This window comes from Flavobacterium myungsuense (assembly GCF_042677265.1).
GTDB classification, from domain to species: Bacteria; Bacteroidota; Bacteroidia; order Flavobacteriales; family Flavobacteriaceae; genus Flavobacterium; species Flavobacterium myungsuense.
Genome location: NZ_JBHTIZ010000013.1, coordinates 15,676 through 38,845, shown reverse-complemented (window position 1 = coordinate 38,845; position 23,170 = coordinate 15,676). Strand labels below are relative to the sequence as shown.

The following is a 23,170-nucleotide window of genomic DNA, read 5'->3' as shown; positions in this document are numbered from 1 at the left end:
ATTTATCTTAATTGATAATATGGCGATTAATTTTTCGATAATAAATCTCTCTATTTACTCCGAACAAAGTAGAGGTAAATATTACTGTTTGTTTTTGTTGATCTTTAAAGTGGTTGATTTTTCGGGTAATGAGTTTTTTCGGGTGTCGATTTGATATTCTTTTTTTGCGATATCCATCATCATATCAAAAATGATGGCTTTTTTATCAGTTACAAAAGCTTGTTGTTCTAAAAATGCTTTCTGCTTTTCAAGCAGCCTAACTTTTGCTTCTAGTTCCATTATTTTTTGCTCTGGAGATTTTGGCATATTAGATGGTGTTTGATTTTCCCAATCAAAGTTTCCAAATTTTTGAAGCCAACCAACAATAGTGGAACGTGACTGAATATTATATTTACGACAAACTTCGTAAGTTGATAATCCCCCTTGCTCAATTTCTTGAACAACTTGTAATTTAAAAGACATTGTGTAATCTTTTTGTGTGCGCTTTACATAGTGACTTTCTTCTTGTTTTTCCATAAGGATACTTTTTTGTATACCGCTATTTCAGGACATGACAGTTATACATTCTCTCATCTCTAAATGTGCTATTTATTTTTTTACAAAAATGAAATAATTAATTTATATATTTTTATTTATATTTGTAATGATATATATAAAAATAATTTATGAATTATACTTTGCACCAATTACAAGTTTTCCTAAAAATTACAGAAACAAAGAGTATAACAAAAGCCGCTGTGGAATTACATTTAACTCAGCCAGCAGTATCTATTCAATTAAGAAATTTGCAAAATCAATTTGAAATACCATTAACAGAAATCATCGGAAGGCAATTATATGTAACTGATTTTGGTAAAGAAATTGCAAAAGCCTCCGAAAGAATTTTGGAAGAAGTTAATGCTATAAGCTATAAAACCATGGCATATAAAGGAATTTTGTCAGGTAAAATTAAAATTTCTGTTGTTTCAACAGGAAAATATGTTATGCCATATTTTCTTTCTGAGTTTGCAAATAAGAATAAAGGAATAGAAATAGAAATGGATGTTACCAATAAAACTAGAGTAATAAAAGCTTTGAAAAATAATGAGGTAGATTTTGCACTTGTGTCCATATTGCCAAGTGACTTAAATGTTGAATCGGAAGTTTTAATGCAAAATAAATTATTTTTAGTAGGAAACAAAAACATTTTATTAGATAGAAATATCAAAATTGATGAATTGCTTTCCGAAAGCCCCTTAATTTATCGTGAAGTAGGTTCGGCTACTAGAATTTCTATGGAAAAATTTATTTATGATAAAGGTATAAATGCCAGAATGAAACTACAGTTAACATCAAATGAAGCTGTAAAGCAAGCTGTTATTGCTGGTTTAGGATTGTCGATTATGCCATTAATTGGTTTAAAAAATGAATTAGAAAACGGAGATATTCAAATTTTACCAATAAAAGAATTACCAATAATTACAAATTGGAGATTAATTTGGCTTAAAGAAAAGAAGTTAAGCCCAATTGCTTTAGCTTATTTACAATTTTTAACAGAAAATAAAGAAAGAATTAATAATGAAAATTTTTCATGGATTAATTTGTATTAATCATTCAAATTTTCATTAAATGCCGAAGGCAATAGAGTAGGTATAAATTTTATTAAAATGGGCAATAATAAACTTCCTCCAGGCAATAAAAAAATGGTGAGTGAAGGGATTGTTTTACAAATGTCTAAAAGTTGTTTTTTTACTTTCTTTTTTTCTTTTTCGTTTAAATCTCTTCGGGTAGAATAGGCTAATAAAACCATCAATTCTTTACTTTGTAGAATTTCTTTAATTAATCTATTTTTATTTCGAGTAATTAGAGTTACTACACTTTGTGTAGTATGATCGTAAAAATGCTTTACTGGATTTGAATGATTAAAATAGGGAATTTCTTTTTTGTGTTGCAAAATAAAGTTGTTGGTATCTTGGATGCTTTTACTTACAAAATCTTCAGGAATCATTACAATTTCAGCAAGTTTATATAAAAAATAAGCTTCATTGTTTTCAATTACTCCGTCACTCCATAAAGCCATTCCTGCAATATCAATTATATATTTTTTTTCTAATTCAGTTGTAAAAAAATTAAGTTCAATTTGTTCTAAATTTTGAATTGTAACTTTTGAAAATTTACTATAACGGATAGACGATTCAAAAAGTTTTATTAGTAAATCATCGTGCTGTGATTTATTTGATTTGACTTGTAGAGCTAAAGCCAAAACATTTATTACATTCTCTTCTACTTTTTTTAAATATTTTTCAGGTATCATACCATGTATTAAAAACGATTGAAAAGCTAAAACATCTATAAACAACAAAGCATTTGTTACGAGATGGGTAAAGTTTTTACTTATGCTGTTTTCGTTAGTTTGAACTCGTTCATCAATAATTTTTTCTAAAGTTATTGAAGGATTATTAGTAGGTAATATTTTATGAAATAAATTGAATCCCTGTGGATTCATTTCGTTATAAAAAGCTACTGATTGTTTAATAAATTCATTTGAATCGAGACTGTTTTTTGTTAAACAAAAAAGTTCGAATAAGGTATTTAATAATGCTATTTTTGAAATTTCAGATTTAAACCAATCAACAATCTGAATTTGATTTTGAGTAGATATGGTAACAATATGACCATAAATAAATCCTGTTTTTCTTACTTTATTGTAAAAGATTTTATCCGATTTAGCTATAGATTCTTCACTGAATTTATGTTCAATAAAAAATTTGTCTATCCAACCTGGAGCCGAAGGGTTAATCATCACTTTGCTTTAAGTTACAAAGCTATGTTTTTTTATTAATGAGTAAAAATTTTGATACTATTTAATCCGAATCTTTTTATTAAACGGAAGTAAAAACGTTTATGAATTGAACATGGTTTCAGCAGTATCCCAATTGACAACATTCCAAAATGAATCAATATAATCCGCTCGTCGGTTTTGATTTTTTAGATAATAAGCATGTTCCCAAACATCTAAAGCAAGAATTGGTTTGCCTTTTACAGCTACTGAAGGAATATCCATTAATGGGTTGTCTTGATTTGCTGTAGAAGTAATAATTAATTTACCATCGGTAACAACTAACCACGCCCATCCAGAACCAAATCGTTTTGTTGCAACTTCACCAAATTGTTTCTTAAACTCTTCAAAACTTCCAAAAGTAGATTTGATTGCTAAGCCTAATTTTCCTGTAGGCTCGCCACCGCCATTTGGATGCAAAATGTTCCAAAATAAAGTATGGTTAAAATGTCCGCCACCATTATTGCGAATCACGTCTGGAAATTTAGACATATTTAGAAAAATGGATTCCATTCTTTTAGAAAATTCTAATAAACTAGAATCTAAAGATTCTAAACCTTTATTTAAGTTTGTAACATAGGCTTGATGGTGTTTGCCATGATGAATTTCCATGGTCATTTTATCAATATGCGGTTCTAAACTATCATAAGAATACGGTAGCTTTGGTAATGTATATTGGCCATCAACATTAAGAGACAGGATTTTCAATAATGACTTGTTTGAACTTGCATAAGCATGATTTACTATACTTGAGCCCATAAATACACCCGCCGAAACTAGTGCTGATTTTTTTAAAAAATCTCTGCGAGAATTAGTATTTTCCATATTACTTTATTTCCTATAAAGTTAAAGATATAAAGGCAAGTAAAGTTTAAATTTAACTTAAATTTATTTTGATTTTTCACCTATAAAATAATCTGTGGTCGATTTGAATAAAACATTAAAAGTAGTTAGACTTCCATATATTCTGGTGATGTATTGTTGCAATTCTACTTTTTCAATTTCTTCAATTTTACTAGAGTTAATTTTTTGTTCCATCACTCTAACACGATCACGAACCATAATAATTTTATGAAAGAAGGTGTCAATCGAAATTTCTTTAGAGGCTAAACCGGCTTGTCCAGGGTCTAAAATTATTTTCCCGCCTTTCCATTTATCAGCTATTGGTACAATTTCAGAAATATCAGACCATTTTTTTAGAATTTGAAGTAAGCTTTTTTCAACATCATAAAAACTAACTGTATCTACTTCATTTTCTGCGGCTTCTATTACTTCAAAGTCACTATTAATTGCAATGGTTTCTAAACCATTTTCTATAAAAGTCACCCAATACTCTTTTGAAGATACATTAGTGATTACTCCTTTACCGTATTCAGCATGTTGAATTCTTGATCCTATTCCTAATATTTTCATTTTAAATTTTTTAACGAAAATAGGAAACAATAAAAGATAATCAAAAAAGATTTAATTAATTTATAAATGAATTACATAAAATATAAATAATGAATCATTATAAAATGTAACTCTGTTAATTATTTCAAAATTTATTTGTGTTCATCCAATGTGAGTGTTTAAGCCATAAAAAAGAGCATCTTGAATATAAATACACTTAATATATTTTAGAATGCTATATTCATTTTGTCTTTTATTTCTTCCAAACACAAGTTATTAATACTTCCCTCATGAGTATGTTTGGTTTCTTTTGGAGATACAAAAGTGCCATTTTCTAATTGTTCTGCAACCGCTTTGTAAGCATCTCTGAAAGGAATTCCTGCAACCACCATTTCATTTAAAGCATCAACAGTAAATAGATAATCGTATTTTTTATCGGCGAGAATATTGTCTTTTACTTTAATGTCTTTAATCGCAAAAATAGCAATATCCAAACAAGCTTTAAGGTTTTGAATAGCAGGAAACAATCCTTCTTTCAACAATTGAAAATCTCTATGGTAACCGCTTGGTAGATTATTCGTAATTAAAGTAATTTCATACGGCAAGGCTTGAATTTTGTTGCATTTTCCACGAATCAACTCAAAAACATCTGGATTTTTCTTGTGAGGCATAATGCTCGAACCCGTTGTAAGATGGGAAGGCATACTGATGAAATCAAAATTCTGACTCATATATAAGCAAACATCCATCGAAAATTTGGCTAGGGTAGCGGCAACGCTACTTATAGCAAAAGCCAAGGTTTTTTCTGATTTTCCACGGCTCATTTGTGCGGCAACCGAATTGAATTTTAAGGTTTCAAATCCCAATTCCTTTGTTGTAAACGTCCTGTTAATAGGGAAGGAGCTACCATAACCTGCAGCAGAACCCAATGGATTTTGGTCTACAATTTTCAAAGCCGCATTCAGCATGGTGATGTCGTCAATCAAAGTTTCAGCATAGGCAGAAAACCACATTCCGAATGAAGACGGCATCGCTATTTGCAGATGGGTATAGCCTGGTAACAATACATTTTGGTGTTTTTCGGCTGATTCCATCAACAAGTCGAACAAGGTTTTTACTTGAGATTTGAATTCAGTTACCACGTCTTTTAGATACAAATTCACATCAACCAAAACTTGATCGTTTCGAGAACGGGCAGTATGAATTTTCTTCCCAGCATCCCCTAATTTTATGGTGAGCAGGTATTCAATTTTGGAATGAACATCTTCAAAGCTGTCTTCAATTTCGAAGTTTCCGTTTTCAATGTCTTTTATAATTACTTCTAATGCTTGAACTAATGAAACCGTTTCGGAATCAGTCAAAAGTCCAATTTGCCCAAGCATTTTTGCATGAGCTATAGAGCCTAAGGCATCATATTTTGCTAGAACCAAATCGAGTTCACGGTCGTTTCCAACAGTAAATTGTTCTATTTGCTTATCCGTTGGTATTCCTTTTTCCCAAAGTTTCATGTTTTTTATTTTAGCAACCCTGACAGGGTTTTGAACCCTGTCAGGGTTAATTACTTATATATTTTTAAAAAAATCGGTCAATATTTTGATATATAATTGTATTCCTTCTTCGATTTCATGAATAAAAATAAACTCGTCTGCTGAATGTGATCGTAAACTGTCTCCAGGTCCTAATTTTAAAGATTGGCAGCTAATTACCGATTGATCGGATAGCGTAGGTGATCCATAAGTACTTCTTCCTAATGCGATTCCTGCTTGAACGAGTCCATGTGTAATTGGAATTGATGAAGCGTTGAGATGCATGGAACGAGGCGTAACTTCGGCAGTCAAATGTTTTCTGACCGTATCCAAAACTTCTTGATTGCTGTAACAATCATTCACTCTAATATCCACCACCAAATGACATTCGGCAGGTACTACATTATGTTGTTTGCCTGCATTAATTTGGGTTACCGTCATTTTTACGGGTCCTAACACTTCTGATATTTTATCAAATTGAAAGGTTTTGAACCATTCAATAACGGGCATTGCATTATAAATTGGGTTGTCAAGATTATTATGTGCCGCGTGACTTGCCGTACCTTTGACAATTACATCTAATACTAATAGTCCTTTTTCAGCAATGGCAAGTTGCATTAATGTGGGTTCTCCAATGATGGCACAATCCAATTCTGGCAAATGTTTTAAAACACTATTTAGTCCATTTTTTCCGCTGCTTTCTTCTTCGGCTGAGGCTACCATTACAACATTGTAAGGCAGATTTTCATTGGAATAAAAATGAACGAAAGTGGCCAACAACGAAACCAAACAACCGCCGGCATCGTTACTGCCAAGTCCAAATAATTTTCCGTCTTCGACGATAGCTTTAAAAGGGTCTTTTGTATATCCTTGGTTGGGTTTTACAGTATCGTGATGTGAATTCAATAAAAGTGTGGGTTTGGATTTATCAAAATGTTTATTGAAAGCCCAAATATTATTGTTTTCTCTTTTGAAAGGGATGTTGTTTGAAGTAAACCAGTTCTCAATTAAAAGCGCCGTTTGGTCTTCTTCGCTAGAAAAGGAAGGGGTTTCAATCAGATTTTTTAAAAGCAAAATAGCTTCTTGAGTAAGAGTTTCTATACTTTTCATAATGTGATTGTGGTATACAAGGCTTTCGTATCGTTTAACATTCGATGATGGCCAATTTTTATCTTTTGAACGCCTTTTTGTAAGCTATTGAAACAGTTGTCTAATTTTGGAATCATACCCGAATGAATAGCACCATCAGCTTTTAATGTAGCGTATAATTCTTGATTTATGGATGTAATCACCGAATTATCATCGGCTGCATCAAACAAAACTCCCGGTTTTTCGAAACAGTAATTCAAAGTTACATCAAAAAATTCGGATAAGGCAATCGCTAGTTCACTAGCAATAGTATCGGCGTTGGTGTTTAATAATTGTCCTTTTCCATCGTGTGTGATGGCGCAAAAAACAGGAACAATGCCACTATTAATTAAAGTTCCCAATAAGGTAGTATTCACTTTTTGGACATCGCCTACAAATCCATAATCTATCGTTGGATGGTTTCGTTTTGAGGATAGCATTAAATTTCCATCAGCACCTGAAAATCCAACAGCATTTGTATTGTACGCTTGCAATTGGGCAACAATATCTTTATTAATTTGGCCTGCATAAATCATAACAACGACCTCTAACATAGCAGCATCGGTAATGCGTCGCCCTTCAATCATTTGAGGAACTAGACCGATGCTTTGCGCCATTTTAGTCGCCGATTTTCCGCCACCATGTACTAATACTTTATAGCCATCTATTTTTGAAAAATCAGATAAAAACTGTTTTAACTCGGTAGGATTGTCAATAATATTTCCACCTATTTTTAATATGGTTAGGAATTTTTTATTTTCCATGTTCCAATATTTTTTGTAAGACCAATTGTGCTGAATAGGTTCTATTATTGGCTTGTTCAATAACAATTGAATTTTCGCTGTCGATAACTTCATCAGTAACAATCATGTTTCTACGAACCGGCAAACAGTGCATAAATTTGGCATTGTTAGTCAGTTTCATTTTCTCTGCAGAAACGGTCCAATTCGGGTCGGAATTCGTAATTTGTCCGTATTCTCTATAATTGCTCCAATTTTTAGCATAAATAAAATCAGCATTTTCGAAGGCCTTGTTTTGGTCGTATTCAATCTTTGAATCTTTGGTGATTTCTGGATTCAATTCATAACCTTCAGGATGTGTTATTACAAAATCCATTTCGGTTTGTAATTGCATCATTTCAACAAATGAATTCGCAACAGCCTGAGGCAAAGCTCTTGGATGAGGCGCCCAAGTCAATACTACTTTAGGCTTATGATTGGTTTTATGTTCAGCCATGGTTATAGCATCAGCAAGCGATTGCAATGGATGACCAGTACACCCTTCCATATTTACAATAGGTACAGTGGCATATTTTATAAAACCAGCTAGTACTGTTTCGGAATTGTCTTTTTCTTTATCTACTAATCCTGCAAAAGCCCTAATGGCAATGATATCGCAATATTGTGAGATTACTTCGGCCGCTTCTTTGATATGTTCGGAAGCTCCTTTGTTCATGATGGCTCCGTCTTCAAACTCTAAGGTCCAGCCTTCATTAGTGAAATTCATTACCATTACGTTCATTCCGAGATTCAATGCCGCTTTTTGAGTGCTTAAACGGGTTCTCAAACTAGGATTAAAAAACAACATTCCTAGGGTTTTGTTTTCACCCAATTGTTTGTTTTTTAGAGGATTTTTTTTGATTTCAAGTGCTTCTTTCACCCATTGTGAGAGATTATCGATATCTTTTATAGAAGTATAGTTCATTGTTGTTGTTAGTTATGTTGTTTTCTAATATGATGATTTAGAATATCACTATCATCCGTGTCCAAATATTTATACAATCTTTGTAAACGCAATTTCGTTTTTCAACGCTTTCAAAATAAAATTATCTTCCAAACCATTGATAATCCAAGTTTCAATATTTGCTGCTTTAGCTATGGCTGCTGAATCTATTTTAGATTGCATACCACCAGTTCCATGAGAAGATTTAGATTCTCCAATTTCTTTTTGCAGAGAATTTAAATCCGAAACCAATGAAATAGTTTCAGGACTTTCGTTATGTATGGACGCTTTAGTATAAATTCCGTTCGTATTGGTGGCAATAATCAAAATATCAACGTTTAATAAAACGGCTGTTAATGCGGCTAGTTTATCGTTATCACCAAATTGAATTTCATCAGTAGCTACCGTATCATTTTCATTAATGATGGGGATGTAACTGTTGTTGACCAATACATTGATGGTGTTTACAATATTAAGTTTGGTTTGCTTCTTTTCAAAATCAGAATAGGAAAGTAGGCATTGAGAAGTGTTTAATCCCAAATCACTAAAATTTTCATGAAAAATACGCATCAAATGAGGTTGCCCAATAGAAGCCAAAGCTTGTTTTACAAAAATTTCGTTATCAGGAGCTTCTAGTTTTACAAATTGTTTGGCCGCAGCAATAGCGCCTGAGCTTACAATAACAAACTCATAATCGTCTTTGAGGGCAGCGATTTGTATACCAATATCTTCAATCTTCCCTCTGGAAATATGATTGGTTTCTTTGGTTAAGGTGTTACTACCTATTTTTAATAAGATTCTTTTTTTACCTGATTTGTCCATGACCGTAAATATACCATTTATTAGTAACTAAATGTTGCAAACCAATTGGCCCACGTTGGTGCAATTTGTCTGTGCTGATTGCCAATTCCCCTCCTAAACCAAATTGTCCACCGTCTGTGAATCTAGTTGAAGCATTTTGATAGACCGCAGCTGTATCCACATTTTCCATAAATTCTTGCGCTACACTATCATTTTTGGTGATAATTGATGCAGAATGTCCTCCGCTATATTTATTGATTGTATCGATTGCCTCTTTGTTGGAATTGGTGATTCCAATGACAATTTTATAATCTAGAAATTCTTCATACCAAACCAACTCGGATTCTATTTGGGGAACTGCGGCAAGTTTCGAAATGGTTTCGTCTCCCAAAACAGTAACCTTTCTTTGTTGTAATTCTCCAATTATTGTTTTAGCAAAAACTTCCCAATGTCCCAAATTAGTATCAATCAAAACTTTATCTAAAGCATTGCAAACAGATATATTTGAGGTCTTTCCGTTTATAATTACTGAAAGTGCTTGGTCTAAATCGGCTTCAGAGTGTACATAGACAAAGTTATTGCCGCGACCACTTACAATTACTGGACAACTAGCATGTTTTTTGGTAAATACAATTAGATTTTCTCCCCCACGAGGAACAATCAAATCGACTCTTTGAGTAGGTTTTTCTAAAAAAGCCTGCGTTTCTTCTCTGTTGTAATTCAAATATTCCACCCAATCTGTAGACACTTCATTATCTTGCAGTGATTGATGCCAAAGACTCACAATTTTTAGATTAGATTGTAACGATTCTTTTCCTCCTTTGAGTAATATTTTATTCCCTGATTTGAATGCGATTCCTCCAGCTTCAACGGTTACATCCGGTCTGGATTCATAAATAATCAGAATCGTACCGAAAGCTGCAGTTTTATTGTAAATTTTCAATCCATTTTCATGAGTAAAATCAAATCGAATTTGACCCACAGGGTCTTCTTGACTGGCCAATTGTTGAAGCGAAAGGATCATTCCGTCAATCTTAGCATTGTCTACCAAAAGTCTTTTCTCCATAGCTAAATCCCCACCAGAATAGTTCGTTAGATCTTGATGATTTGCACTTTTGATATTGACTCTTTCTTGTTCTAAAAGAATAGCCATTCGGTTTAAAACAGCATTTCGTTTTTCTATGGATAATAATTGGCTCATGATTATGCTTTTATTTGATTTGCCTGTTCGCTAAGGCTTATTTCTTCTAAAGATTCTTTTAAAGCAACAATAAAAGTATCAATAGCTTCCTTCTTGATTGTCAATGGAGGAAGAATTCTCAATAAGTTTTTATTGTTAGCATTTCCAGTGAAAATATGTTTTTCAATAATCATCTTTTTGCGCAACGTACTGACATCAAAATTGAATTCTACTCCCAGCATTAATCCTTTTCCTTTTACTTTAATGACTTCAGGAACTTGTTTGATGGCTTCTAAAAAATAAGCATAAACGTCATTGACGTTATCCATCAATTTTTCACTTTCAATAACATCTAAAACCGCTATTCCTGCAGCGCATGCCAAATGACTTCCTCCAAATGTTGTTCCTAACAATCCGTAACTCGCTGTAAATTTAGGAGAAATCATAATACCACCAATAGGGAATCCATTTCCCATTCCTTTGGCTAAACAAATTATGTCCGCTTTGATATCGTGATGTTGATGCGCAAAAAACTTTCCACTTCTTCCATAACCTGATTGTACTTCATCTAAAATTAAAATCACATCATATTTAGCACATATTTTTTCTAAAGATTGAAAAAACTCTGTTGTCCCTTCGTCTAGTCCTCCTACACCTTGAATTCCTTCAATAATTACACAACAAACATCGCCTTTTTGTAATTCTTCTTCAACTAAACTAATGTTATTTAAAGGTAAAAAAGTAACTACTTGCTGTGCATTAATTGGAGCTACAATTTTCTTATTATCCGTTGTGGCAACAGCAGCAGAGGTTCTTCCATGGAAAGCATTCTCAAAAGAAATTACCCGAGATTTATTGGTATGGAAAGAAGCTAATTTCAAAGCATTTTCATTGGCTTCAGCTCCAGAACTACATAAGAATAAGGTATAGTCTTCGTATCCTGATAATTTGCCAAGTTTTTCTGCCAATTCCGCTTGTAATGGATTTTGAATCGCATTCGAATAAAATCCAATGTTATCCAATTGATTTTTGAGTTTGGCTACATACTCAGGATGTGAATGACCAATTGAAATTACTCCATGACCACTATATAAATCTAGGTATTCAGTACCATTTTCATCTGTAATCGTGCAATCTAAAGCTTTTACAGGGGTTATGGGATATAATGGGTAAACGTCAAATAAGTTCATTTTTAATCTTTTAATGGTTTCTAAAATCCACTTGGTTTCAAATGCAATCCAGTAGTTTCATCCAATCCAAACATCAAATTCATGTTTTGAATGGCTTGTCCTGAAGCACCTTTGGTTAAATTATCAATAATTGAAGTAATCAAAAGCCGGTTTCCTTTTTTGAGTAAACTAATGATACATTTATTGGTTTGTACAACCTGTTTCATGTTTATGGAGGTAGTCGTTACCGTAACAAAAGGTTGTTTGGCATAAAACGTTTCATATTTTGCAACAATGTCCTCTAAACTATCTTCAATAGTGGTGTATAGTGTTGCAAAAATACCTCTGGTAAAATCGCCTCGATTTGGAATAAAAATTAGTTCATTGGAAAAATTAGCTTGAATTTGGTTTATACTTTGGTTTATTTCACCCAAATGTTGATGTTCAAAGGCTTTGTAATGTGACATATTGTTGTTTCTCCAACTAAAATGCGAGGTTTCTGACAATGCAACCCCAGCACCTGTGCTTCCCGTGGTTGCATTAATATGAACATCAGAGATAAGCATTCCATTTTTTGCTAATGGTAATAAAGCCAATTGAATTGCGGTTGCAAAACACCCTGGATTGGCGATATATTGAGCCTTTTTTATTTTTGTTTTATTCAATTCAGGTAAGCCGTATATAAAGGTTTTTTCGTCAAATAGGGCGTCCTTATTCAATCTAAAATCATTACCTAAGTCAATAATTTTGGTATGGCTAGCAAATTGATTTTGTTCTAAAAATGCTTTTGATTTTCCATGTCCTAAGCATAAAAAAACAACATTTACATTTGGATTTATCGTATCAGTAAAATTCATTTCGATATCCCCCAAAAGGTCATGATGTGCTATCGAAAGTGGTTTTCCAGCATTAGTAGTACTGTAAACAAAATCTATGGTTGCATTGGGATGAAACATCAATATTCTGATGAGTTCTCCTGCAGTGTAACCAGAGCCTCCTATTATTCCGACATTAATCATATTCCAAATGATTTACAGATGAATAAATTTTTTGAGCATTTCCTAAAATTTTGATGAATCCCTTAGCATCATCAGAGGTCCATGCATTATTCATTTCGCCATATTGTCCGAATCCAGTATTCATCAAATCATTCTCGGACTCTATTCCGTCCAATGAGAAATGATAAGGTTTTAAAGATACTGTTACAGTTCCATTCACCGTGGTTTGCGTATCTTCAAGGAAAGTTTCTATGTTGCGCATTACAGGATCCAAAAATTGACCTTCATGGAATAACATACCATACCAGTTACCTAGTTGTTCTTTCCAATATTGCTGCCATTTTCCTAGAGTATGTTTTTCTAGTAAATGGTGAGCTTTTATAATAATTAGTGGCGCCGCTGCTTCAAAACCTACTCTCCCTTTTATTCCTATAATGGTGTCGCCAACATGTATATCTCTACCGATAGCATATGCGTTGGCTAATTTTTCTAAAACAACAATGTTGTTTGAAGGTTTGTCAGCTTTTCCATTAACTGCCACTAGTTCGCCCTTTTTGAATTCCAAAGTAACTTTTTCTTCGCCTTCTTTTTGCAATTGAGAAGGATACGCTTCACTAGGCAATGGCTGTCTAGAAGTTAACGTTTCTTTTCCTCCAACGCTAGTTCCCCAAAGCCCTTTATTGATAGAATACTGTGCCTTTTCCCAAGAATATTCTACACCATTTGCTTGCAAATAAGCAACTTCTTCTTGACGAGATAATTTTAAATCTCTGATAGGAGTAATGATTTCAATTTCAGGATCAATGGTTTGAAAAATTAAATCAAAACGAATTTGGTCATTTCCTGCACCCGTACTTCCGTGAGCAATCGCTTCGGCACCAACAGATTTAGCATATTTAATCGCTTCAATGGCTTGAAAAACACGTTCAGCGCTTACAGACAATGGATATGTATTGTTTTTTAATACATTTCCGTAAATCAAATATTTTATGGCTTTGTCATAATATTTATCAAGGATGGTCAAATTTGCGTGTTTGGCACTTCCTAATTCGTAAGCTCTTTTTTCAATTGCAACTAGCTCGGCTTCATCAAATCCACCGGTATTTATTAAAACGGTATGAACTTCATATCCTTTTTCATTTTTTAAATATTTCAGGCAATATGAGGTGTCTAATCCCCCGCTATAAGCTAATACTACTTTTTTCATTTCTTTTATCTTTATATTTTATTCATTAGGCCGTTAAGGCTATCAATTATTTTTTTAAGAAAAGAGCTTGTTTTATTTCTTTTAATCTATTCCAAATCCTAATGTTAAATGGGTGTTTTGGAGGGTCTTTTGCCTTTTCCTTAGGGTCGTACAACATTCCAGTACACAAACACATTTTGTTCTCTTTACTTTTCAAAATTTCATAATTGGTGCAGGTTTGACAGCCCTTCCAAAAACTCGGATCAGTTGTTAATTCAGAAAAAGGAACTGGTTTGTATCCCAAATCGGAATTAATTTTCATTACTGCCAATCCTGTGGTGATACCAAAAACTTTTGCATCAGGATATTTTTTCAATGAATAATCAAATACTTTCGATTTAATTTTCTTAGCTAAACCTAAATTTCTGTAATCAGGATGCACAATTAGTCCTGAATGTGCGACAAATTTTCCATGTTGCCAACTTTCAATATAACAAAAACCGGCAAATATATCGTTGTCTAATGCAATAACGGCATCTCTATTTTGAATCTTCTTTTTAATGTAGTCAGGAGTCCTTTTTGCAATTCCAGTACCTCTTAATAAAGCAGAAGATTCTATAGTGTCACAAATTTCTTGTGCATATTTATTATGTTCTTCTTGAGCAATAACAATAGATATTTTCATTTCAAGAGTTAGAAGTTTAGGTTAAAAAAATATAATATTATTAAAAAAGCTATTCTAAAACGTAATGTTTGAGTAATAGTTTTAATTGTATGTTTAAAAAATTCAGAGTAAAAAAAAGGTAATTTCAAAATAATAAAATGAAAGATGAATAAACGTAACAAACTTTTTTGGACTTATAAATAATTATTGCATCCTTGCTTCGGGTGAAGCCAAGCGTTTGTTTATCCTTGAGATAGAAGTTATATGTAAAATCATTTTATTCATTACCGCAAAATTACAATTTTTTATAAAACAATTTTGTTTTTTTTATTTTATAACAATTTTTTAATGCAATGTTACTTTTTGTTGGAATTAGTGACGTTATTCAATTTATGACAATGTCATATTTTGTCAAAAGTCCATTTAAATTATCAATTGAAAAGATGGCTTTCTTCAATTTCGTTCTTTCTGGGTTAATTGCAAAATTTGAACTTGTTTTAAAGTTGGCTTTGTTTGCAATAGCTTTATCAAATTCACTTCGATACAAATCACAAAAATCGAATATGGTTTCTGTTAAGTCGGTATTCATAAAATCGACAGCTATGATGCTGCAATGCGCAAATGAGGTTCCCTTTAGTTTTAGAGTATAAAATTTAGAAAAATCGAGAACACAATGATTAAAAGCAATATCAAAAATTAATTTATCACACATGGCAAAATTAACTTCTTTAATGCTACAATGATTAAATGTTACTGTTCGTAAAGCCAAATAATTGATTTTAGCGGAATTGAAATTACAATTATTAAAAATACAATCAATAAATGTTACAGATAAAAACAAACATTTAGAGAAATCACAATAATTAAAAGTACAGGATTCGAATTCCTTGAAATTGACATCCTCTTTATTATACACGATGCTATTGTATTCAATATCTAGAAAATAATCAGCCATCATTTAATTATTACTATTTTTTTTATGTAGTTAGGATGTTTTTTTAAACAAAAAAGCTCAAACCTTTGTTTGAGCTTTTACCATGTTTTGTGACCTCGACTGAATTAAATTTAGTGAAGGTTTTTAGCTCATTTATTGACTTTGTAGCGCTTTTTTTGGCATTGAGAGTGAGTTGTTTTTTTGATGTGTGGACATAAATTGCCAAAATAAGACACAAAGGGACACAAAAACAGCCACAATTTTTGACTAAAAAAAACCCTTTTCATAATTTTAAAATATTAATAATTTATTAAAAATTAAAGTATGAAAGCTAAGTTTTATCTTCGCAAAGGTAGTGAAAAAAGTACTATCCAATTTGAGTTTAGAAACGGAAAAAACTCAAGATTTAGAGCATCAACCAATTTTGTAATTAATTCCGATAATGATTGGGAATCTAATAAACAAAAAATGAAGTTACCTTCATCAACGGTCAATGCTAAATTAATTAATAGTAAGTTGTCAGAATTTGACAATTTGTTAAATGATTTACTCTACAGAGAGAACGATAAGTATATTGGGAATGATTCCGTTAGAGAGATTTTCTCAAAAGTTTTTGATGTAAATGGTAAACCTGCATCAAAATTTAAAAATGAGTGTTTTAATGTTGCTTCCGTAGAAGGAAAGTTAAGTGAAGATTTTATTACTTATTATGAATGGTTTTTAGTTTTTTACTCCAAAAACAATTCGCCTTATTCAAAAAAAATACTCACTAAAGGAACTTTAACAACATTAAAAAGTGCTTTAAATGTAGTTAAACAATTTATGGGTCATCTGAAAATTAAAACCTTATATTTTGATGATATAAATAGAAAATTTTACAATGAATTTATTGATTATTTGACGAATGAAAAAAAATACACCAAAAACTATATTGGAACTGTGATTCAAAAATTGAAAACAGTGATGGGGTATGCTTATGATGAAGATAAGCACACCAATCTTGAATATAAGAAAAACTATTTTTCAAAGGTTACAGAGGTTATTAATCATCCATATTTGAATAATGAGGAATTGATTAATATTGAAAAATTAGTTTTAGAAGATGAGGAACTAAATACTGTAAGGGATATTTTTCTTATTGGATGTAATACAGGATTACGAATTGGAGATTTACTTGATTTCATCAAAAAACCTAAAATTATTTCTAAAGACAACACAAAATTAATTCAAATTTCACAGAAGAAAACTTCAAATTCTGTAGTTATTCCAATCAATTCAGTTATTAAAAGAATTTTAGATAAGAGGGATGGAAATTTGCCTAATTATCTTCATCAAAATATAATAAACGAGCATATTAAATCTATTTGCAAGAGAGCCAAGATAATTGATAACTACTCATATTATAGAACAGAAGGAGGAGTTAAAGTTGAACATTCTGAGCCAAAATATAAATTTATCTGTACGCATACTGCAAGACGCTCTTTCTGCACAAATGCCTATTATTCAGGTATGCCTCCGCACGATATTATGGCAATTTCAGGTCATAAAACTGAAAAAATATTTTTCAATTATATAAAAGTTGAAATGAAGGACAATGCAATTAGGATTTCTAAGGAATACCCTTTTATGCAGTAATTAATTCAATTGGATAATGTATTAAAAAGGGCTTTTTTTAAGCCCTTTTTACTTTTAAAAGAACCAAGCTATTCAGCAAGTCCTCTTTTTTATAATAACGCCTATTACCAATACCGTAACTATCTATTTTTCCTTTATTTGTCCAATTCCAAAGCGTTGTGCTATCAATTTTAAAAAATTCACAAGTTTCTTTTCTTGTCATCAGAATTTCTGAATCTTTTTTTTCTTGAAGTTGTATTTTGACTTCTAAAAGTTCTTCTCTAATAACCTCTTTGATGATTTGTTTGAATTCGTCAGGCGAAATACAGTGAAGCAATATTGACTTTTCCATAATTTTGATTTTAATGTTATCTAAAAATATATTCAACTAAATATTAGTAAAATCACATTTCAAAAAATTAGAATAATGTTGTAGGACTATCCAAATTTTTAGCAATAAAATCCACAGAATAGGGAAAGGCAAATTCATTAATTGGATAATGTTTTAACCATTTTGCTTCATCTTCTTTTTTCAAAACTACGGGCATTCGCTTTTTTGTATTGTGAATTTCAGCCATAAGTGGGTTAGCTTCTGTTGTTAAAATGGTATAAGTGTGTTTTATTTCTCCTGTAGTCGTATCAACCCATTCTGAATACAAACCTGCAAATGAGAATAATTCTTCATTGGGTAATCCAATTTCGTACTTGTTTTTTATTTTTCCTTTTGAATCTAACCATTTCCATTCATAAAAGCCGTTTGAAATAACTAAACATCTTTTGTTGATGGAGTTCCTGAAAGAAGGCTTTTCTTCAACTGTTTCTATTTTAGCATTTAAAGTGTATTTTTTTATCTCCTCATCTTTTGCCCAAGAAGGAATTAATCCCCAATGATAATGAGTTATTATGTTCGGTCGTTCATCTACTATTATCGGAGTTTCTGGGTAATCAAAACCATTTATTTGATTTTGTTGTTTAAATTTTAGCGGATTATCTATGGTTGCATTGAACCTATTTTCAACTTCTTGCGCTGATTTTGATTGCTTAGATTGGAAACACATTACAAATTAATTTTAATTATTTCATTTATTTTGGTGGTGTAGCAATTTGAGAGCTTTTCCTGCTTCATTTTCCATTGCCTATCTAATGATTGGGTAGCAAACTTTATTTTGTTTTTTCCGTAGCTTTTGTTCATTTTATCAATCACGCTCATTAGCGGTTGATGTTTTGGATTTGATGAATTGAATAGCGAAAGTTGTGTTTCATTATTAGGAGTCAAACCCATTACGATAACTCCTGCCTTTTTATAGCTATATCCATCTCTAAAAATTGCTTTTAAGCCTATTTGCGCATAGTAATTAAGTTCTATGGTAGAGTTAGTAGGAAAATCTGTATTGATGACGATATTGCGTGAATATTGAGGCTGGTCTTTGCGAAAATAATTAGTTTGTACAAAAACCATTATCATATTACAATGGCTTTCCTGTTTCCTTAATTTTTCGGAACAAGAAGCTGTAAACGTGGAGACTCTTTCTGAAATATCTTCAAATTTAGTGTACATCTTCTCAAACGAACGAGTCGTAGCTATCATCTTTTTGTTTTTTGGAGCTTCCAAATCTAATGTTGGCTTACCTTCGAGTTCATGCTTTAATCGTAATCCAACAATAGCCATTTCTTTACGAACCCAATCATCTGACAATTGCGTAAACTGATAGGCGTTAAAAACATTCTTTGCTTGAAGACGTTTTGCGTGTTTTCTGCCAATTCCCCAAACATCTTCTATTTTCGTCCATTTAAGAGCCTTTATTCTTTTTTCCTCGCTATCTATCAAATAAACGCTTTGAGTTCTCTCAGGAAACTTCTTTGCTATCTTATTGGCAACCTTAGCCAATGCTTTTGTAGGTGCAAAACCAATGCTAACAGGAATTCCAGTTCCTTTTGTGACTTTGCGTTGCATATCAATTCCAATTTCTTGCAGATTGAATAACTCAAAACCTTTAAATTTAAGAAATGCTTCATCAATGCTGTAAACTTCTATTTCGGGCGAATAGGTTGCAAGGATGTTCATTACTCTTGAACTCATATCGCCATAAAGAGCGTAATTGGATGAATATACAAATACGTTATTTTCTTCAAACACTTTTTTATATTCAAAGGCTGGTGCGCCCATTGGAATACCTAATGCTTTAGCTTCGTTAGAACGCGCAATGACACAGCCATCATTATTCGAGAGAATCACAATGGGTTTGTTTCTCAAATGCGGTTCAAACACTCTCTGACAAGAGGCGTAAAAGTTATTGCAGTCAACTAAGGCGAACATTAGAAAATTTTTGTTGAGCTTGTTACAATTCCCCAAATCATAAAATCGTTTTCAGGGGTTACTTTGATTGGTGCATAGTCATCATTTTCAGCAATTAGCCAAACAATGTCTTTTTCTATTTTAATCCGTTTCACTGTAAATTCTCCATCGATTTGGCAAATAGCAATTCTATTGTTTTGAGGCTCGAGGCTTTTGTCTATAACCAGCAAATCGCCATCATAGATGCCTACATTTTTCATGGAATGACCTTTAACCTTTGCGAAAAAAGTAGTGTCTTTATTCTTAATAAGCAATTTGTTAAGGTCAATTGTAAGTTCAATAAAGTCGTCGGCTGGAGAGGGAAAACCTGCACTGATACCTACATCAAAAAAAGGAAGTTCCATTTTTGAGGAGTAATCTGGGAAGTAAAACTCTAATGTAGGGGTGCTATTTAGTCTTCTTAATTTCATTGTTGTAAAATTAATGAAGTTACAAATTGGTTGTTACAAATTTGAAGTAAATAGTTATTAACCAAATAAGAGGTTAACCTATTTAGTAAAATAATATATGGTTACAGACAAGATGGTTAAAATCTATTTATTTAAGTTCAAGCTTTTATAAAAAAATCAGGCTATTAAGCCTGATTTAAGAAGTTAACTAATCATTTATTTCAACGTGGTTTTTACTTCGTCACAATTATTCTAATTTTTGTTAGGGTTTGCCATCCTAATTTGAAGCGTTAATAATAACAAATCTAAAAGTTTGTGCGTCTGGATTGTTAATAGCTTTTCCGCTATTACTCACGCAAAAGATATTGACACCTCCAACAAAAAATCCGTAATTCCAAGACTCATTATTATATGAGTAAGGCAAAGTATTCCAAATACCACCATTATACTTTTTAAAAACACTAACATTTCCTTTATCATATACGGCTTGTGTTATTTCTGGTATTTGTATAGTTGTATTCCAAAAAGTTCCTGAACCTGAAGGAGTCCACGAAGCAGATGTAGTAGTCACGTTAGTTGCACCAAAAACATTTGCATTACCATCATTACCATTAGTACCATTAGTACCATTAATGCCATTAGCTCCGTTAGCTCCTGTAGCACCATCTTCAGAACATCCAAAGACCATCATCGCAATACTTAAAATCGCAATTTTTTTAAATAAATTTTTCATAGTTAATTTAGTTTATTTCTCTTTAAAAGAAATGTTTATTAGTATTTGATTAAATAAATTATTTTAATATATGTTAATTACCAAACGTAATATACTGTTAATTCAAACCTAACAATATCAGTTGATTGACCTAAGGTAATTGAAGTTGGGAATCCTGTTGTTGATGTGTACAGAGGTAAATTAAACCCACCCATTATTTCTTGTGCTGAAGAAGAATCCTCGTCAAATAAATAAAGATTATATGAAGAAGTAGTATTAGTAATCTGAATTGGGGTAGATGGAATAAAATCAAAAGTGTCAGTTCCATAACTAAACGAATCTTGTATTGCAGGTGTTCCTTCATATAAAACAGTAGTTCCTGCTGAATTGAACAGTACAGGAAAAATATCAGGTCTTGTAAATGGATTTACCGCCCAAGAGTCCCAAGAAGAACCATCAGTTTTTAAATTTGGGAATTTTGTAACTCTTATTTTAGTTATAATAATTTTAGTTGGAGTAACTTGAGTGCCACAATTAGCACCTGTATATCCTGTAGGACAAGTACATCCGCAGTCAGCGGTTGATACTCCTCCATTTAAACAAGTAATAGATACGCAAGATGGAGAAGATGGAGAAGATGGAGCATCATCTTTAGAACATCCAAACACCATAATCGCAACACTTAAAATTGCAATTTTTTTAAATAAATTTTTCATAATTGTTTTATTTCCCCCGCCCTAAAGAGATTTTTAGTTTTTGATTAAAACTAAGGCGTAGGACAATCACGATATACCTGCCTTGAAAGTCCGACCAAGAACTTGGAACAAAGTATATGCAAAGCCTACGCCTCGACGGAGGCGACTTACAATACTTCCTTGTTCCTTTAGAATACTTGGTCGGTTTTCAAGACAAGAAATATAGCAAAACGCTATTAGTTACGATATTTTACAAATACAAATATATAATATTTATTATTCTAAATAATAATAACATTTTTTAATTACCACTCTCTTTTTGCAGGACTTTCTGCCTTTATGTATTCCAAAATGGATTGATTTAAATTGTTGAAATATAATGGTATTTCTTGAACATGTTTAAAAATTGCTCGTAGTGAACCATCTTTTTTAAATACTCCTGTTAATTGCTCAGGTGTAGAACTTTTGTTGAAAATTGCTTCATCATTCCATCCACCGCTACTATATTGCGATGGACTGATGTAATATTCCATTGATAGCAAATCGAATTTGTATTTTCCATCTTTAACAGAAATTTCAATTTGATATTTTGTAGTGTAACAATTTTTCATACCCAACGAGTTAATACAATACAATAAAGAAGAAACCCCTTCAAATCTAACATACTCATTTTCAATAGTAGATAATATTACTTTATCGGGATTTTTATAAGTAACTTTTATCCACTCTATCACTTTTTTGTAGATTTCAGATGCAGATTTATTTTCAACCGTTCCTACAACATAATCAGTCATACCTTTTTGGTTATCAAATGTAAATTCTGCTTCCTGTCCAAAACCAAATTGTGCAACAAACACAACCATTAAAAATACTTTTTTCATATTCTATAATTTTAAAATTTAAACAAATAACATTAACTTTTGTGACAACTTAAGACAATTGATTGTTAGGGTTATTGTTTTGACTTAACTTGTCCCAAAATTTTAATTTATGTTCAATCAGCATAAGATTTATAGAGTATTGCAACTTATTACGCAACTGCAAAACAAGCCTTCAAAATCTGTTCGATTTATGGCTACTTTTTTAGAATGTACCGAAAGAACCACCTATCGTTACATAGACCTTTTAAAGCAATTGGGCTTTAATGTGCAAAAAGACGAGCATAACAAGTTTTTTATAGTAGCTGAAAATCAATCTGAAGAACATTTTACAAACGAGGAAGCTACCTTTTTAGTAGAAATGGTTAAAACCGTTGGGAAGGAAAACTTGCTAAAAGATGCTATTCTTAAAAAAATCTATTTGAAATCTGAAATTTCTCAACAGGCTAATGCATTATTTAAAGCCCATTTAAGCAAATTAGTTGAAAAATTAAACATTGGCATAGCAAACAATAAGAAAGTGGTTTTAAAGCAGTATCATTCGGTTAATTCTAATAATATTTCTGATAGGTTGGTAGAACCCATTCAGTTTACGGAAAGTTATAACGCTATTTGTGCCTTTGAAGTGGAAAGTCAAATTACAAAATACTTTAATTTAGAACGAATAATTGATGTTGAAGTACTGGAGAACGAACAAGAGTTTCATAATCTGCATTTAATTGAACCAACAGATGTTTTTGGGTTTACAGAACGCAATGGTAAAAAATTTGAGGTTGAACTAACTTTATCGCTTCGAGCTTATATTCTTTTCAAAGAAGCAAATGCGGGTTTGGAAAAATATATGACCAGAATTGAAAATACAGCTCTTTACTTGCTGAAAGTCAATGTTAATAATCCTAAGCCTATCGTGAGTTTAATTAAAGGATTTAAAGATGAACTTGAAATAAAGGGTTCAAAGTCTTTTATTGCTTATTTAAATACTGAAAAGTCTCTCAAAATTTAGTTATA

At 31.9% G+C, this 23,170-nt stretch carries 25 protein-coding genes; 3 read left to right on the top strand and 22 right to left on the bottom strand.

What is annotated here, in order from left to right:
* Positions 1-81 precede the first annotated feature (81 nt).
* The gene (locus ACFQ0S_RS05465) at positions 82-516 is read right to left on the bottom strand and encodes a transposase (protein WP_379756695.1); all 435 of its coding nucleotides are present in this window, start codon (positions 514-516) and stop codon (positions 82-84) included.
* 149 nt (positions 517-665) lie between these two features.
* Between ACFQ0S_RS05465 and ACFQ0S_RS05460 the strand changes: the two genes are divergently transcribed.
* A complete protein-coding gene (locus ACFQ0S_RS05460) occupies positions 666-1,589 on the top strand; it encodes a LysR family transcriptional regulator (RefSeq protein ID WP_379756697.1) in 924 nt (307 codons plus the stop codon).
* Here the strand turns inward: ACFQ0S_RS05460 and ACFQ0S_RS05455 are convergent.
* The 14 genes from ACFQ0S_RS05455 to ACFQ0S_RS05390 all read right to left on the bottom strand — a co-directional run bounded on the left by ACFQ0S_RS05455 (position 1,586) and on the right by ACFQ0S_RS05390 (position 15,539).
* Positions 1,586-2,782 (bottom strand): LETM1-related biofilm-associated protein, encoded by a 1,197-nt coding sequence (locus ACFQ0S_RS05455; protein ID WP_379756699.1) that lies wholly within the window; start codon positions 2,780-2,782, stop codon positions 1,586-1,588. The genes ACFQ0S_RS05460 and ACFQ0S_RS05455 overlap by 4 nt on opposite strands.
* Before the next feature lie 99 nt (positions 2,783-2,881).
* Positions 2,882-3,643, bottom strand: coding sequence for a superoxide dismutase (locus tag ACFQ0S_RS05450; protein WP_379756701.1), 762 nt, complete (start codon positions 3,641-3,643; stop codon positions 2,882-2,884).
* Between the two features lie 63 nt (positions 3,644-3,706).
* Positions 3,707-4,231 (bottom strand): hypothetical protein, encoded by a 525-nt coding sequence (locus ACFQ0S_RS05445; protein ID WP_379756704.1) that lies wholly within the window; start codon positions 4,229-4,231, stop codon positions 3,707-3,709.
* Between the two features lie 206 nt (positions 4,232-4,437).
* Positions 4,438-5,718 (bottom strand): argininosuccinate lyase, encoded by a 1,281-nt coding sequence (argH, locus tag ACFQ0S_RS05440; RefSeq protein ID WP_379756707.1) that lies wholly within the window; start codon positions 5,716-5,718, stop codon positions 4,438-4,440.
* 54 nt (positions 5,719-5,772) lie between these two features.
* Positions 5,773-6,846 (bottom strand): M20 family metallo-hydrolase, encoded by a 1,074-nt coding sequence (locus ACFQ0S_RS05435; RefSeq protein ID WP_379756710.1) that lies wholly within the window; start codon positions 6,844-6,846, stop codon positions 5,773-5,775.
* Positions 6,843-7,628 carry an acetylglutamate kinase gene (gene argB, locus ACFQ0S_RS05430; protein ID WP_379756713.1) on the bottom strand — a complete coding sequence of 262 codons (786 nt, stop codon included), beginning with the start codon at positions 7,626-7,628 and terminating at the stop codon, positions 6,843-6,845. Before argB ends, ACFQ0S_RS05435 begins: the two co-directional genes overlap by 4 nt.
* The gene (locus tag ACFQ0S_RS05425) at positions 7,618-8,568 is read right to left on the bottom strand and encodes an N-acetylornithine carbamoyltransferase (RefSeq protein ID WP_379756716.1); all 951 of its coding nucleotides are present in this window, start codon (positions 8,566-8,568) and stop codon (positions 7,618-7,620) included. The genes argB and ACFQ0S_RS05425 overlap by 11 nt, the downstream gene beginning before the upstream one ends.
* Before the next feature lie 69 nt (positions 8,569-8,637).
* The gene (gene proB / locus ACFQ0S_RS05420) at positions 8,638-9,408 is read right to left on the bottom strand and encodes a glutamate 5-kinase (protein WP_379756719.1); all 771 of its coding nucleotides are present in this window, start codon (positions 9,406-9,408) and stop codon (positions 8,638-8,640) included.
* Positions 9,392-10,588: a glutamate-5-semialdehyde dehydrogenase gene (locus ACFQ0S_RS05415; RefSeq protein WP_379756722.1), complete on the bottom strand. Its 1,197-nt coding sequence runs from the start codon at positions 10,586-10,588 to the stop codon at positions 9,392-9,394. The genes proB and ACFQ0S_RS05415 overlap by 17 nt, the downstream gene beginning before the upstream one ends.
* 2 nt (positions 10,589-10,590) lie before the next feature.
* Positions 10,591-11,757: an aspartate aminotransferase family protein gene (locus tag ACFQ0S_RS05410; protein WP_379756725.1), complete on the bottom strand. Its 1,167-nt coding sequence runs from the start codon at positions 11,755-11,757 to the stop codon at positions 10,591-10,593.
* 20 nt (positions 11,758-11,777) lie between these two features.
* The gene (gene argC, locus ACFQ0S_RS05405; RefSeq protein ID WP_379756727.1) at positions 11,778-12,755 is read right to left on the bottom strand and encodes an N-acetyl-gamma-glutamyl-phosphate reductase; all 978 of its coding nucleotides are present in this window, start codon (positions 12,753-12,755) and stop codon (positions 11,778-11,780) included.
* A complete protein-coding gene (locus tag ACFQ0S_RS05400; RefSeq protein ID WP_379756729.1) occupies positions 12,748-13,941 on the bottom strand; it encodes an argininosuccinate synthase in 1,194 nt (397 codons plus the stop codon). Before ACFQ0S_RS05400 ends, argC begins: the two co-directional genes overlap by 8 nt.
* A gap of 46 nt (positions 13,942-13,987) precedes the next feature.
* Positions 13,988-14,605 (bottom strand): GNAT family N-acetyltransferase, encoded by a 618-nt coding sequence (locus tag ACFQ0S_RS05395; RefSeq protein WP_379756731.1) that lies wholly within the window; start codon positions 14,603-14,605, stop codon positions 13,988-13,990.
* Positions 14,606-14,969: 364 nt separating this feature from the next.
* Positions 14,970-15,539, bottom strand: coding sequence for a pentapeptide repeat-containing protein (locus ACFQ0S_RS05390; RefSeq protein WP_379756734.1), 570 nt, complete (start codon positions 15,537-15,539; stop codon positions 14,970-14,972).
* A gap of 303 nt (positions 15,540-15,842) precedes the next feature.
* On the opposite strand from ACFQ0S_RS05390, the gene ACFQ0S_RS05385 reads away from it, so the two are divergent.
* Complete coding sequence (locus ACFQ0S_RS05385) at positions 15,843-17,153, top strand: site-specific integrase (protein ID WP_379756737.1); 1,311 nt, start codon at positions 15,843-15,845, stop codon at positions 17,151-17,153.
* A gap of 37 nt (positions 17,154-17,190) precedes the next feature.
* Here ACFQ0S_RS05385 and ACFQ0S_RS05380 read toward each other — a convergent pair whose 3' ends face one another.
* The 7 genes from ACFQ0S_RS05380 to ACFQ0S_RS05350 form a co-directional block, all read right to left on the bottom strand.
* Complete coding sequence (locus tag ACFQ0S_RS05380) at positions 17,191-17,484, bottom strand: helix-turn-helix domain-containing protein (RefSeq protein ID WP_379756740.1); 294 nt, start codon at positions 17,482-17,484, stop codon at positions 17,191-17,193.
* Between the two features lie 67 nt (positions 17,485-17,551).
* Complete coding sequence (locus ACFQ0S_RS05375; RefSeq protein ID WP_379756743.1) at positions 17,552-18,190, bottom strand: SOS response-associated peptidase; 639 nt, start codon at positions 18,188-18,190, stop codon at positions 17,552-17,554.
* On the bottom strand, positions 18,190-19,449 hold the full coding sequence (locus ACFQ0S_RS05370; RefSeq protein WP_379756746.1) for a Y-family DNA polymerase: 1,260 nt from the start codon (positions 19,447-19,449) through the stop codon (positions 18,190-18,192). Before ACFQ0S_RS05370 ends, ACFQ0S_RS05375 begins: the two co-directional genes overlap by 1 nt.
* Positions 19,449-19,898, bottom strand: coding sequence for a LexA family protein (locus ACFQ0S_RS05365; RefSeq protein ID WP_379756749.1), 450 nt, complete (start codon positions 19,896-19,898; stop codon positions 19,449-19,451). The genes ACFQ0S_RS05370 and ACFQ0S_RS05365 overlap by 1 nt, the downstream gene beginning before the upstream one ends.
* A 256-nt stretch (positions 19,899-20,154) precedes the next feature.
* Positions 20,155-20,610, bottom strand: coding sequence for a hypothetical protein (locus tag ACFQ0S_RS05360; RefSeq protein ID WP_379756752.1), 456 nt, complete (start codon positions 20,608-20,610; stop codon positions 20,155-20,157).
* Between the two features lie 77 nt (positions 20,611-20,687).
* On the bottom strand, positions 20,688-21,305 hold the full coding sequence (locus tag ACFQ0S_RS05355) for a hypothetical protein (RefSeq protein ID WP_379756754.1): 618 nt from the start codon (positions 21,303-21,305) through the stop codon (positions 20,688-20,690).
* A 284-nt stretch (positions 21,306-21,589) separates the two neighbouring features.
* Complete coding sequence (locus ACFQ0S_RS05350; RefSeq protein ID WP_379756757.1) at positions 21,590-22,165, bottom strand: DUF4468 domain-containing protein; 576 nt, start codon at positions 22,163-22,165, stop codon at positions 21,590-21,592.
* 109 nt (positions 22,166-22,274) lie between these two features.
* On the opposite strand from ACFQ0S_RS05350, the gene ACFQ0S_RS05345 reads away from it, so the two are divergent.
* On the top strand, positions 22,275-23,165 hold the full coding sequence (locus ACFQ0S_RS05345; protein WP_379756760.1) for a helix-turn-helix transcriptional regulator: 891 nt from the start codon (positions 22,275-22,277) through the stop codon (positions 23,163-23,165).
* Positions 23,166-23,170: the final 5 nt, after the last annotated feature.